Origin of the sequence: Haladaptatus sp. DYF46 (assembly GCF_021083305.1) — an archaeon.
GTDB lineage: Archaea > Halobacteriota > Halobacteria > Halobacteriales > Haladaptataceae > Haladaptatus.
Genome location: NZ_JAJFAY010000005.1, coordinates 174,413 through 187,346, shown reverse-complemented (window position 1 = coordinate 187,346; position 12,934 = coordinate 174,413). Strand labels below are relative to the sequence as shown.

13 protein-coding genes and 1 pseudogene are annotated in these 12,934 nt (G+C 53.5%); 5 read left to right on the top strand and 9 right to left on the bottom strand.

Annotated features, from left to right (window positions below; genetic code table 11):
* The first annotated feature begins 6 nt into the window (after window positions 1–6).
* Window positions 7–1,146, top strand: coding sequence for an aryl-sulfate sulfotransferase (locus tag LJF34_RS21100; protein ID WP_231187560.1), 1,140 nt, complete (start codon window positions 7–9; stop codon window positions 1,144–1,146).
* 198 nt (window positions 1,147–1,344) lie between these two features.
* On the opposite strand, the gene arsB is transcribed toward LJF34_RS21100, so the two are convergent.
* From arsB to LJF34_RS21075, 5 genes are all read right to left on the bottom strand, one after another.
* Window positions 1,345–2,397, bottom strand: coding sequence for an ACR3 family arsenite efflux transporter (arsB, locus tag LJF34_RS21095; RefSeq protein WP_231187558.1), 1,053 nt, complete (start codon window positions 2,395–2,397; stop codon window positions 1,345–1,347).
* A 683-nt stretch (window positions 2,398–3,080) separates the two neighbouring features.
* Window positions 3,081–3,530, bottom strand: coding sequence for an arsenic resistance N-acetyltransferase ArsN2 (arsN2, locus tag LJF34_RS21090; RefSeq protein ID WP_231187556.1), 450 nt, complete (start codon window positions 3,528–3,530; stop codon window positions 3,081–3,083).
* A gap of 27 nt (window positions 3,531–3,557) precedes the next feature.
* Window positions 3,558–4,382 carry an arsenite methyltransferase gene (locus tag LJF34_RS21085; protein WP_231187555.1) on the bottom strand — a complete coding sequence of 275 codons (825 nt, stop codon included), beginning with the start codon at window positions 4,380–4,382 and terminating at the stop codon, window positions 3,558–3,560.
* Window positions 4,375–4,749: a metalloregulator ArsR/SmtB family transcription factor gene (locus tag LJF34_RS21080; protein ID WP_231187554.1), complete on the bottom strand. Its 375-nt coding sequence runs from the start codon at window positions 4,747–4,749 to the stop codon at window positions 4,375–4,377. Before LJF34_RS21080 ends, LJF34_RS21085 begins: the two co-directional genes overlap by 8 nt.
* Before the next feature lie 138 nt (window positions 4,750–4,887).
* Complete coding sequence (locus tag LJF34_RS21075; RefSeq protein ID WP_231187553.1) at window positions 4,888–5,280, bottom strand: metalloregulator ArsR/SmtB family transcription factor; 393 nt, start codon at window positions 5,278–5,280, stop codon at window positions 4,888–4,890.
* Between the two features lie 339 nt (window positions 5,281–5,619).
* Between LJF34_RS21075 and LJF34_RS21070 the strand changes: the two genes are divergently transcribed.
* Complete coding sequence (locus tag LJF34_RS21070; protein ID WP_231187812.1) at window positions 5,620–6,021, top strand: low molecular weight phosphatase family protein; 402 nt, start codon at window positions 5,620–5,622, stop codon at window positions 6,019–6,021.
* A gap of 314 nt (window positions 6,022–6,335) precedes the next feature.
* Here LJF34_RS21070 and hcsS read toward each other — a convergent pair whose 3' ends face one another.
* From hcsS to arsD, 4 genes are read right to left on the bottom strand one after another with little or no spacing between them, the layout of a single operon-like run.
* Window positions 6,336–6,518: a halo-CC-star protein HcsS gene (gene hcsS / locus LJF34_RS21065; protein ID WP_231187552.1), complete on the bottom strand. Its 183-nt coding sequence runs from the start codon at window positions 6,516–6,518 to the stop codon at window positions 6,336–6,338.
* Window positions 6,515–6,892, bottom strand: coding sequence for a halo-CC-star protein HcsL (hcsL, locus tag LJF34_RS21060; RefSeq protein ID WP_231187551.1), 378 nt, complete (start codon window positions 6,890–6,892; stop codon window positions 6,515–6,517). The genes hcsS and hcsL overlap by 4 nt, the downstream gene beginning before the upstream one ends.
* Window positions 6,889–8,808: an arsenical pump-driving ATPase gene (arsA, locus tag LJF34_RS21055; RefSeq protein WP_231187550.1), complete on the bottom strand. Its 1,920-nt coding sequence runs from the start codon at window positions 8,806–8,808 to the stop codon at window positions 6,889–6,891. The genes hcsL and arsA overlap by 4 nt, the downstream gene beginning before the upstream one ends.
* Before the next feature lies 1 nt (window position 8,809).
* Window positions 8,810–9,136, bottom strand: a complete 327-nt coding sequence (arsD, locus tag LJF34_RS21050; protein WP_231187549.1) for an arsenite efflux transporter metallochaperone ArsD — start codon at window positions 9,134–9,136, stop codon at window positions 8,810–8,812.
* Between the two features lie 386 nt (window positions 9,137–9,522).
* Between arsD and LJF34_RS21045 the strand changes: the two are divergent.
* The 3 genes and pseudogenes from LJF34_RS21045 to LJF34_RS21035 all read left to right on the top strand — a co-directional run bounded on the left by LJF34_RS21045 (window position 9,523) and on the right by LJF34_RS21035 (window position 12,885).
* Window positions 9,523–9,825: pseudogene (locus tag LJF34_RS21045) on the top strand (hypothetical protein).
* Window positions 9,774–10,520: a helix-turn-helix domain-containing protein gene (locus LJF34_RS21040; RefSeq protein ID WP_231187548.1), complete on the top strand. Its 747-nt coding sequence runs from the start codon at window positions 9,774–9,776 to the stop codon at window positions 10,518–10,520. The pseudogene LJF34_RS21045 and the gene LJF34_RS21040 overlap by 52 nt, the downstream one beginning before the upstream one ends.
* 67 nt (window positions 10,521–10,587) lie before the next feature.
* The gene (locus tag LJF34_RS21035; RefSeq protein ID WP_231187546.1) at window positions 10,588–12,885 is read left to right on the top strand and encodes a cation-translocating P-type ATPase; all 2,298 of its coding nucleotides are present in this window, start codon (window positions 10,588–10,590) and stop codon (window positions 12,883–12,885) included.
* Window positions 12,886–12,934: the final 49 nt, after the last annotated feature.

Genomic DNA, 12,934 nt, shown 5'->3' with positions numbered 1-12,934 from the left:
ATCAGCGTGCAAGATTACCAGTACGATGGGCGGCTTATCGAAGTGACCCCAAAAGGCGATGTTGCATGGGAGTTCGACCCGCCGAACTCACGGGTCTTCGATGCTGAACGACTGAAAAATGGGAACATCCTCGTCGCAGTCACGACGAAACTCGAGCCGAAAGCATGTCCAGCTGAGCAGCTCCAGGTCAATTCCGACCAGTGTATCAAGAGTCGTGTGCTTGAGTTGGACTATGAGACGAAAAACGTGGTCTGGAAGTACACCTGGTACGACGAGTACATTACACATCACGAAGTCCATGACGTTGATCGGTTAGCAAACGGTGAGACGGCGATAATCGACATGGGGAATGATCGAGCATTCACTGTCAACCAGCAGGGCAATATCACGTGGGAGTGGCACGCTGAAAATCATCTCGAGCAGGGAACGCCATTTTATGCGAAGCATGGTGGTGATCCGAATCCAGGAGGTGAAAAAGACTGGACGCATATGAACGATATTGACCGTCTGGAGAACGGGAATTTCCAGATTTCGGTGCGGAATTTCGACGCCGTTATCGAAGTGAATCCGAACACAAACAAGATTGTTGATGTAATCGGCGAACCAGGGAACCACAGCTTCCTCTACGAGCAACACAGTCCGCAGCGTCTCGAAGAGTGGGGGACGATACTCGTTGCCGATAGTGAAAACGACCGAATCGTCGAGTATGATACTGCCAGTGGGCAGCGTGTCTGGGAATATGGCGGGAACGATATTCTCTTATGGCCACGTGACGCTGATCGGCTTCCGAACGGGAATACGCTCATTACAGATTCGCTTCATAACCGTGTCTTCGAAATCAACGAGCAGGGAGACATCGTCTGGGAGTACAAAGGCGTCGATTTGCCTTACTCTGCCGACCGGTTGAGCGTTCCAGAAGAATCCGGAAAAACTGTTCCCGGGTGGCAACTCGAAGATCGAACATCGAACGCCGGTGATGTTGTCGGAACAATTCGTAGTATCGAGGGGTGGGCCTCCTACGTCTTCCCTACGTGGGTGAAGCTTCCTGAGTTACTAACCCTTGTTGCGAGCGGACTTGTGACCCTGGCAATAGTGGTTGATCTATCGATCTACGGACTTTCGGCCCTCCTCGAATATCGAGGATGATATCTCTGTTTATCTCTATCGACCAAACTATGAGATGATGTGACCAACAAGCAATGTCATGCTATCAATATGCGGGAGGACGTTCCCGCACATGTTCACCCATGTTGAAGGTACGTTCTCTCGACTCCCTGTTGGCTTCCGCTTTCAGGGGGCTCATCTCAGTTCCTCTGACATGGAACAGGGGGACACCAGCCCATCTCAATCTGAGTAGCTAACATCGCTGGTTCCTGTGGTTCCGGGAAAGAGGTTCTCCTTCGTCGCCAATGCAACTCGAACGAGTGCAAGCATGACGGGGACTTCGATGAGTGGCCCGACAACGGTGGCGAGTGCAACATTGCTTCCGACACCGAAGACGGCGACTGCGACGGCAATTGCGAGTTCGAAATTGTTCGACGAAGCTGTGAACGCCACGCTGATTCCCTCGGTGTAGCTAAACCCGAGAAGAGCACTCGCGCCGTATGCGAGCCCCCACATCGCAGCGAAGAAAATGAACAGTGGCGTTGCGATCAAAACGATCTGTTCGGGATGACTGACTATGTACTCGCCTTTCAGCGCGAACATGACCACGACGGTAAACAGCAACCCGAGAAGACCGAATGGACTGATACGAGGGATAACTCGCTCGTAGTAGGTCCGTTCACCAACCGTTTGGAACGCAACTTTTTGTGTGAGATAGCCGAGGAGCAACGGCAATCCGAGGAAGACGCCGACCATCTGTGCGATGAGACCGATGTCGACGCTCACCGTTGTCTCACGAAGGATAGTGAGAAAGAGGAACGCGTAGGGCACGAACAACACGATTTGGAGGAGGCTGTTGACGCCGACACAGACTGCACACATTTCTTGATTCCCGCTTGCAAGTTCGTTCCAGACGAGTACCATTGCGATACACGGCGCGATCCCAACGATGATGAGTCCTGTCACGAACTCGGGGTAGTCGCTCAAGAAGAGGACTGCCAGTCCGTACATGACGAACGGGGCAATAAGCCAGTTGAACGTGAGCGTCAGCGCGATTTCTTGCCGTGCGGTCCGCGTAACGCGTGGAATCCGTTCGTAATCGATTTCGGCCATGATGGGGAAGATCATCACGAACAGTCCGACAGCAATCGGAAGGCTCGTTCCATGCCACGTCACGGCGTTCAACATGTCTGCGATTCCGGGTACGAAGTGACCGAGGGCGACACCGAGTACCATTGCTAAGCCGATCCAGACCGTGAGATAGCGGTCAAGGACGCCGAGGTCGTCACTCATCTCGACCACTGTTCATCTCTTGATTCAGGACTTTGCTGTTGGTACTTGTTTCATTTTCAATCGATCGACATCGTATTCGTGTGTCTCTCTCCATCAGCAAGACAATTGTATAGTCGTTCAATTAAAGCTTCGGAATAAGACTGACATATTCATCTCTATAGCCATATCTGGTGGTTTTATGGTTGAACAACTATTCAAACATCTAGTGAGATGATGGACCGAACGAGTTCCTCGGTACGACGTGAATTGGACCGGAAAGAATCGTTCATTGGCTACGGGAAGCGCTCGTACAAGACGTAACTCTCGTTCACAGGGAGATATCTCCCCGAAACTGACGAGGGGATTGTCCTCAGCCATGAATCGGTCGCAACCCAAATGCGCCAGTGTCTCGAGAGTCTCAGAACAACGCTGCACGAACAGGGTCTGCCACTCCAAAACGTGCTGAAAACGACGATCTATCTCACGAGCCTTGATCACTACGACGCAGTAAACGACGTGTACAGCGAGTATTTTGCTGGAACCGTCCCTGCTCGAAGTACTGTGGGAGTAACAGAGCTCCTTGGCGATGCAGATGTTCAAATCGAGGCAGTCGTCGTTCGCCGATAAGGAACCATTCTGTGGCTTACTCACAAGTAGTTGAGAAGGGCGAAAGTACTACCAGACGTGGAGAGCACGTCGCAGTCTCAGGAAAGCTGTTTCATCATACAGCTTGCCGTCGTGGGACAGAGATCCCGAAACTCACTCGTTTGCTGAATCGTTGATGGCGCATCTTCCCGTTGAATTTCGCGAAAGCCAAGATCCGCGAAAAATCCGTCAGCAGTCGTTGTGAGAAGATAGAGTTCGGTTACACCAGAAGCAGCCGCCTGCTTGCACAACTGGCGACATAGTGAGTGACCATATCCTTCGTTTTGCTTTGAAGATTCGATTGCTACGGAGCGAAGCAGCGCGACTGGCTCGTAGCATTCGAGACCACCAACACCGATTCGGGTGGAATCAACAGTATATACGTAGAGAGAGTCTTGCTGTACTTCGATATCGTCCGTCGGTAGATCCTGCTCCTTGAGGAGGCGACGAATGTAGTCCAGTCGGTCTTCAGTCGCTGGGAGCAGTTGTTCGTAATCGTGTGGGTTCATACTGATCTCACCGAATAGCTCCGCTTACTACTGAGGTTTGTGACCTTCTATCGCCGCCGACACCACGTAGTCACTCAAATCGCGACTGTCGTCCCACTCTCGGATGAACTCGCCACTTTCCTCTTTCGGGTCGATCTGTACGTCTTCGAACCCAGCATCGGCAAGCATCGTCTGGAGCGACTCGATCGTCGCCGCACCCGCGATACAGCCCGTGAGTGATTCGATGTCATTCCGAGCGTCAGCAGGCAATGGTGCGGTCATCACGACGTCGGAAATCGCAAGCCGACCACCGGGACGAAGCGCGCGATAGGCCTCGCGGAAGACCTGCGGTTTATCGGGTGAGAGGTTGATTACGCAGTTTGAAATGATGACGTCGACGCTCTGGTTCGCTACTGGCAGGTGTTCGATTTCACCAAGGCGGAACTCCGCGTTGGTCACATCGTTCTTGTCGACGTTCGATCGGGCACGTTCGATCATCTCCGGGGTCATATCCACTCCGATGACCCGTCCCTCCTCACCGACTTCATCCGCGGCGAGGAAACAATCGAATCCGCCACCGGAGCCGAGGTCGAGGACCGTCTCTCCAGCGTCGAGTGACGCGATAGCGTTTGGATTTCCACAGCCAAGCCCCAGATTGGCACCGTCAGCGATCGAATCGATGTCGTCGGCCGTGTACCCGAGTTGTTCCGTTTTGTCCTCAAGTTCGGTATCATCACAGCACGAAAGTGAATCACCACAGCAACTCGACTCGTCGGTCGCGATGGTTCCGTAGCGTTCTCGCACCGCTCGTCGTTGGGTTTCGGCATCTACCGTCGTTACATCGTCGCGTTCGGAGTTGGTTGAATTACTCATGGGTATCGTGTCGGATCGCATCGAGTGCGTTCAGAAGCATTACTGCTGGTTCTGTAGCTTCGTAATATCGCCACCGGCCCTCCTTCCGTCGAGTGACCAGCCCGTCCGTGTGCAGGCGCGAGAGCGCATGACTGACTGCACTTTGGCTCACCCCGAGTGATGGTGCGAGTTCACAAACACAGACACCGTCATCGCTCGCGGCGATGAGCCGGAGTGCTTCGTACCGAGTGTCGTTTGCGGTTGCCGAGAGAAGCGTAACGTCGTCTCGGAGCTCGCTCTCTGAAAGGGGCTGCTCTGCCGCACAACAGCCTCCGTCTATCGGTTGCTGGGTGTCTGGCACCGATTGTGTTGATTGTTCGCCTTTCATCTGAACACATCATCATATGTGCGTCTGGTCATATATTCGTTGTGGTGAGCATGCCATCGACTATTGAGTAGTAGTCTCGAGTAGTTCTCACTCTGTACTGCGATTTTGACCGAAGAAGAGGAAAATCAACGACTGCTGTTAAACTGTCTTCGTGCCGTCGAGTGCAACGAGAAGGGCGGTTGCACGTCCCGTTGCTCGATACTTTCGCCACTTCCCATCTTTGCGTCTCGTAACGAGTCCTGCTTTCGTCAAATCAGACAGTGCGTGGCTGATCGCACTCTCACTGACGTCGAGTAGCGGTGAGAACTCACAGACACAGAGCTCACCATCGGCCGCGTGCAGTAATCGAACGATCTTGTAGCGTGTTTCATTGGCAAGTGCGGAAAGAACTCGTACGTCGGATTCGAGTGTCGTCTCGTCAGTCTGTGCACCAAGTACTTCGAGTTCGTCGACGCGTTGTTCGACGTCTTCGTCGCAACACTCTCCCAGTTCATCGGTGAGATAGCGTCGAAGTCGGTCGTTGGTCGCCATTACCATACACTTGAGCAAACACTTCAATAAGAGTTCTGGAGTCCAAAGCCCGTAGAGGGTCTATTGAATCGAATTCTTGCGTGTTTGTTCCCCCTTTAGGTCATCTGCTGTCGCCATCTACCCCCTGTCTATACTGCAAATTTTCCAAGATTGACTTCTCCTCCCGTTTGAACTTGATCTCTACAGATATTGTGGGGTACTGTACCATTGTTATCAGAACTGTCTCCTCAGTTCATCTATGTCCCAATTATAGCCGTAGGCTTCGAAACCTTAATAGAAGAGTTGTTCAATCATTCACCCATGGGACAAACATCTACTCAGACGATCCGGGTTGCGTTCATGTGCGTGCAGAATGCCGGTCGAAGCCAAATGTCGACGGCGTTTGCAGAGCGGGAGCGTAAGCGACGTGGACTTGAAGACACCGTGGAAATCATGACGGGAGGGACACACCCTGCAGATCACGTCCACGAGATCGTTGTCGAAGTCATGGACGAAGTGGGGTTCGACCTCTCGGATCGGACGCCACGAGCGATCACGACTGATGAACTTGAATCCTGTGACTACGTCGCGACGATGGGATGTTCGACGCTCGAACTCGATACCTCCGCAGATGTCGATGTTCGAGATTGGGCGCTTGCCGATCCCGATGGACAAGATCTCGATCAAGTTCGCGAGATCCGCGACGACATCGAACGACGAGTGGTTGCACTCTTCGATGAGATCGAAGCCGACCTCGAATGAGTAGCCTACGAATCGAGCAGCAATGTGTCGCTAGCAAGACCCCAAGTGCTAAACTCATTTATCTGATTTTGCAGCACGAAGGGCGGCTGACTAAGTCAGAACTTCTTGAGAAAACGATGCTTTCTCGAAGTACCGTTCACGCAGGTATCGACCAGCTTCTCTCGTGCGGAGTCATCGAAAAACAGACCAGCTTACGAGACGCCCGTGAACGGGTGTATGTCTCTATTTCTCCCTATTGAGAGTCGACTCGGAATGCAGCGCAGCGAAATAGGAATTTGGTCGGTTAACTCACTGTCTGTTATCGATAGGACGAGTTAGCAGCAACTGTCGTCGCTACACACCTCGCCATAGTCGATACCCAGTTCCTGTTTGATCTCCTGATTGCACTCGAGGAGAATCGAATCGAATGCCTCGCGATTCGATTCTTCTTTGGTTTCTGCAAGTGCGTCGCCAAGCCGCTCAGCCGCAGTCAGTACGTCAGATTGTGTGGAGCTCAACAGCAGCCACCTCCCGTAGTCTGTGCAAATTCTTGGCCAATCTTCTCGCTGATGATGGCGTTCGTCTGTTCGAGAAGGGCGATCAGCTCATTTTCAGCGTGGCTGACGTCCTGAATCGTGTCATTCTCTTCCATCTCTTGCTGGAGTTCGCGTAGTTCCTTCATTGTTGCTTGGTCGAAGCCGTTCTGTTGCAACTGCTGTTGTTTCTGCTGGAAGTCACGGATGAGTTGTTGTGCCTCATCATCCGCTTTCAGTTGCTGTTGACTCTCGATGAACCGTTGGTACGGCTCCGAATCGGTGAGTTGGTCGATGAATTCGTGCAACTGCTCGTTAACATCAGCGTTATCGATGTCGGTAGTAGCGTGTTCGCTCATTGGATTTCGATTTCGGGGTTGTCACTCTCGATCGATTCTAGTTCCGGGAATATCTCGGTGCCGAACGTTCGAAGATCGGCAAGACCGGTTGGTTCGTCCCGCTGTAGCGGTGCGAGCAGCATCGGCACGTCGAACCGGTCGCTAATCTCATCAAGGTACTCACGCTGTTGTTGCCGTCGACTTTCGAAGAACGCATTCTCTCCGTATTCATCGGGCAACAGATAGTTGACCGCGACAAGCGAGGTGTCGATATTGACCTGCTTCCGGAGGTCTTCGGATGCTCGCCATGCTTCCATCATTGGCGTGTATTCCGGATACATGACGAAGACGAAGGAGCTCTTTGCTGGATCGCGCATCGTTTCGATTACGCGGTCGTACTTCCGACTCGTCTGGGAGGCTTCTTTAGTCAGCGAGCCGAGATCCATGAATCCCTTCCACTCGGAAGGAAGTTCGAGGAGCCGAAGCGTGTGACCAGTCGGTGCAGTATCGAAGACCACGACATCGTGCTCGGTATCGTCGAAGTACCCGACGAACTTCTCGAGCGCCGCCATCTCCTCGGCACACGGCGAATCGAGCTCTTCCTTCACCTGTTGTTTAACCGTCTCGACATCGGTCTCTGTATCGTCGCCAGTAAAGGACTCCTCGACTTGGTTGAGCATGCGCTCTTTGTACTCCGCGAGCGCTCGCTCTTGGTCTATCCGAGCAGCTTCAAGACCATCAATGCCGACCGAAGTCGGTTCGTGACCTACTTCGGTTCCAAATACGTCCTGGAGGTGGGATGCAGGGTCGGTGGTGACGACGAGTGTGTCATAGCCCTCGTCAGCCAGTACGGTTGCAGTCGTTGCTGCTATCGTACTCTTGCCGACGCCACCTTTTCCGGTGAAGAACAGGTAACGAGTGTCGTCGTGTGGACGAAGCCGTTCCATGACCGCTTCGGTGTTCGTAGTGGCCACGTTCGCGGATGTCGCCGTTGTCGCTTCATTGGAGGATGACTCAACGTCGACAGTCGCATTGGCGTCTTCGTACAGGACACCCGCGACATCGGTTAATAGGTCTGTCCCCGTGATTTCTCCCGGTTGCAGTGGATAGGTCGCGATTGGTTGATTTGAGAACGTGGTTTCGACATCTTCGAGGATTGCCTGCTCGGTGTCTCGCTTGCTTTCGAAGAAGGGATCCTGACAGACTGCTTCGGGAAGATAGCCGTTGATGGTCACGAGATCGGTCGAAATGCCGAGTTCGGCGAGGTTCTCGGAACTGCGTTCGATCTCGTTGATGGCGGCCTCTTCGGGACGACCGACAAAGACGAACGATGTTCGGTCGTCGTCACCGAGTGTTTCGATCGCTTTCTCGTACTGTTCCTTTTGATCTTGGAGTGAGGTGGCTGGGCCGATGCAGGTCGCACCGCCTTTTTCGAGTTCTTCGTTCCACCCGCTCGGTAGCTCCATGAGTCGAATAGTATGACCTGTTGGAGCGGTATCGAAGACCACGATGTCGTGATCCGGTTCATCCATGAACTCGACGAATCGATCGAACGCGGCGATTTCCTCGACACACGGACTATCGAGTTGTTCTTCGACGGTCTCGAGTTGCTCGTCGTCGAGAAGTTGCCGCATCGGTTCGAGGGTTCGCTCACGATACTCCGCTGCTGCCTCATCGGGGTCGATTTCGATCGCAGAGAGATTTGCTACCTCGTCGATTGACGTGACGGCGTGCCCGATCTGCTGGTTGAAGATATCGGAGAGATTTGGTGCTGGGTCGGTCGTAACGAGAAGCGTGTCATAGCCATTTTCGGCGAGCCACGCTGCAGTTGCACAACTTACCGTGCTTTTACCGACGCCACCCTTTCCACTGAAAAACACGAATTCAGTTTCCTCACCGTGGGGTTCAACAACGCTTCGCGGTGTCGTTGCAGCCATGCTATGCCTCCTGTGTCCGGTGCTCGTCGATTGTAGTGGCTAATTCATCGTAGGAGAGGTATTCTCCCTTGGCTATGATCTGGTCGTCAACGGTGGTGATTGGGAGGACAGAAGGACTATTCGATTCGACAGCGTCAGAAATGTCCTCGTGTTCGAGAAACCGTTCGATATTGCTGGACATATTCGCTCGCGTTATCTCGATGTCTGTGAATTCCTCTTCGAGTTTATCGACTGCATGCGTAACCTCGACGAGTTCTGTGTCCGGATCTGGTCCACAGATACCGGTGGAACAACACATCGCCTCTTCGTAGATTGTGAGTTTGACCATTGTTGGGATTCCTCCGTACTTGGGGTTTAGCGGCCGAATTCGCAGCCGAGCGCGTTCTATAGCATCCGACGTATGACGGCTCGCCCAAGTCTTGACCACGAGAACGATTGAACGTATTATCAAATAATACTTTGGATGTGGTTCCTGTGACACTGATAAATCGACTAATGAGTCCCAATATGTTGATTCTCGAAGAATGATACTCACACGATAATCTGAGCTCCTATTCAATTGGAATGCATGAGAACGGTAAATCAATTGTCCCCTCGTTAGAACTGCTCCTCGAGTGGATTGGAAGACAGCGGCGTCATTGCCTTAGAAGTTGAGACTAGCGCTCACAATGAGAGCCGCCAGCATTTAACGTCTACCACTAAGAACAATGAACCATGTCGAATGAGCTAGCCGACGGAGTTCGTGTGTGGTTAGTGGAGAACGTATTCGGACGACGAGCAGAACCTCATCATCCTGACCTATGCTTCCCCAGATGGTGCCCGCTACTACCGAAAGGAGCGAGCACTCACTTCCTTTACTGATACCCGAGATACGACAGCAGCTGTTACCGTTGATTCCGACAATCTTGGCGCTACAAATAGTGGGAACCTGCCCGTTATGCTTCGGCGATTCCTACAATAGCAATATGCGCGAACTCGTCTTCGCCCTTGAGTATGAGCCTGGGTGCAATAAAGTAGCAGATACACTTGCTACACACCCTGCCCGGATTCGATCACTCTCGTTACACGCTACAACCGAGCGCCTCTGGCGAGTTGACCATGCCACTGGAACGCCCGATGCACTCACTGATATCGAAGATGCTTTTCTCACCGCGGACTACTATGCGGATTGTCTTGCGACCGAAGATTGCGGTGCTACTCAATCTACCGAGGTTCTCGATCACACCGATGATACACTCGTCCTTTACTCGTATTGGGAACGCACTCCTACCTGCTCGTCCGTTCCCCATATCGCACGTGAACACCTTGGAGACGGCTTGCTGTTCGATACACGCCACGAGAGCCGTCACTATACATGGCGCATCATCCACTCGGGGAACGGAGATGTCGCTACGTTCTTTGCTGAGCTTGATGATGCTGTCGGCGACTGTGCCCACATGGAAATGCTTCGAACGGCGGATACCTCTGTCTCGACGCACGGTGCAGACGACGAGGCGAGCGAACTCTCGCCGGAACAAGAGGCTGCACTTCGAGCTGCCGTTGAGCATGGCTACTACCAATCACCACGGGCCATCGACGTCGGCGAACTCGCGGAGCATCTTGATGTGCCACGATCGACGCTCACCTACCGACTTCGACGTGCAGAGGAACATTTAGCAAAACAGCATGTTTCTCGTGAACGGATCGCAGATGGGCCGTCGACTCCGGTTTGACACCGCTTCTTTGGGTTTGGAATATTCCAACTAAGGCTTATCGAACTGACTGTCCAATCTCTACGTAATGACTGATGACGCGACGACTGAGCAGGTAGGTAACGGGCAATCGCGAGAGCTTTCGCTCCGTCTCACGGTCCCGGAAATGGACTGTCCGTCCTGTGCACAGAAGGTCGATAAGAGTCTCCAGCGTGTGGAGGGCATCATCGAGACCACCTTGCAACCGACCACAGGGATGGCCACGGTTACCTACAACCCCGATTATGTCGCCAAAGCTGACGTCGTTGCGGCCATCGAGAATGCAGGCTACGAGGTTGTTGACGACGAGGGTGACTCCACGGAAGCGACTGGTGGCGAGATGGCGATTGCACCGCCATCAGAGATCTGGACGAGTTCACGGGCGATCAAAACGTGGATTGGTGCAGTGTTCGTCACATTTGGGCTTCTCTTCGAATTCGTCCTCACGGGACAGAATCTCGCCATTGCAAGCGTCCTCAATTTCCCACTTACGCTCGCTGATGGGGCATTCCTTGTCGCGATCGCAATCAGTGGCTATCCGGTTATTCGCGGTGGGTATTACTCGGCACGGAATCGGAGTCTCGATATCGATCTTCTGATGGGGACGGCGATTCTCGCTGCGACGGGCATCGGCTATTTCGTTGAGGCCGCGACGCTAGCCGTCCTCTTCAGCATTGCTGAGCTGCTTGAAGACTATTCGATGGATCGAGCACGGAACTCGCTACGCGAGTTGATGGAGCTCTCGCCGGACGAGGCCACTGTCCGCCGTGACGGCGAAGAGGTAACCGTACCAGCCGACGATGTGGAGGTCGGCGAGACTGTTATCGTCCGTCCCGGAGAGAAGGTTCCGCTTGACGGCGAAGTCATCGATGGTGAGAGTGCCGTTGACGAATCTCCGATCACTGGTGAGAGTGTCCCTGTCGATAAAACGATGGGAGATGAGGTGTACGCCGGGAGTATCGCCGAGGAGGGATATCTTGAAATAGACGTCGTCTCCGCTGCAGGTGACTCAACGCTGTCGCGAATCATCGAGATGGTTCAGGGTGCCCAAGAGAAGAAGACAGAGAAAGAGCAATTCGTCGATCGGTTCGCGGGCTACTACACGCCCGCGGTTGTCGCACTGGCCATTCTCACCGCCGCGGTCCCGCCGCTCGCATTCGGATGGCCGTGGCAGACGTGGTTCATCCGGGGACTTACGTTCCTTGTGATCGCCTGTCCTTGTGCGTTCGTTATTTCGACGCCCGTTTCCGTAGTGTCGGGTATCACAAGCGCTGCAAAGAATGGTGTTCTGATCAAAGGTGGGAATCATCTTGAGGCGATGGGTGAGGTTGATACCATCGCACTCGACAAAACTGGCACACTCACGAAAGGCGAACTGACTGTCACGGATGTCGTCTCACTCGGAAACTATAACGAAACAGACGTTATTCGATACGCTGCCGGACTGGAGCAGCGAAGTGAGCATCCGATTGCGGAAGCGATTCTCACCCATACTGACAAGGCAAACGTGACCGCCCTTCCAGAACCCGCTGCATTTGAAAGTCTCACCGGAAAGGGAATCCGTGCCGAACTCGAGGGCGACACGTACTATGCAGGCAAGCCCGCACTGTTCGAGGAGCTTGGCTTCGACCTGTCGGATACTCACCGTGCGACAGATGGCGGTGCGATGACGAAGGATTCGATAACTGAAGAGAGCAGGGACGTGCTTGTCGATTTGGAACAGGAGGGTAAAACAGTTGTTCTTGTCGGCACGGAGTCGGACCTGGTGGGCATCGTGGCGATCGCCGACGAAATGCGGCCGGGCGCTGAACGTGCCGTCGAACGCCTGCACGAACTGGGTGTCATCCACGTGGTGATGTTGACTGGTGACAACGAGGGAACTGCACGAGCGATTGCTGAACAGGTCGGCGTTGATGAGTATCGTGCTGAACTCCTTCCCGAGGAGAAAGTCGATGCAGTAGAACAACTACAAGCAGAGTATGGCGATGTTGCGATGGTAGGTGACGGTATCAATGATGCGCCAGCCCTCGCGACCGCTGAAGTGGGTATCGCGATGGGTGCAGCAGGGACTGATACGGCCCTCGAAACGGCGGACATTGCATTGATGGGTGATGATATTGAGAAGCTTCCGTATCTGTACGCGCTGTCGCACAAGGCGAACGGCGTTATCCGACAGAACATTTGGGTGAGTCTCGGTATGAAGGCAGTGTTGGCGATTGGCGTGCCGCTTGGATATGTGAGTGTTGCGCTTGCAGTCGTGGTGGGCGACATGGGGATGAGCCTCGGGGTGACAAGCAACGCGATGCGGCTGTCCCGGCTCAAACCTGACCAGTTTTTCGAGTCCTGAACGGCTACTACGTACCCCAAAACGTTTCAGCCGACCATCTCGATACAAT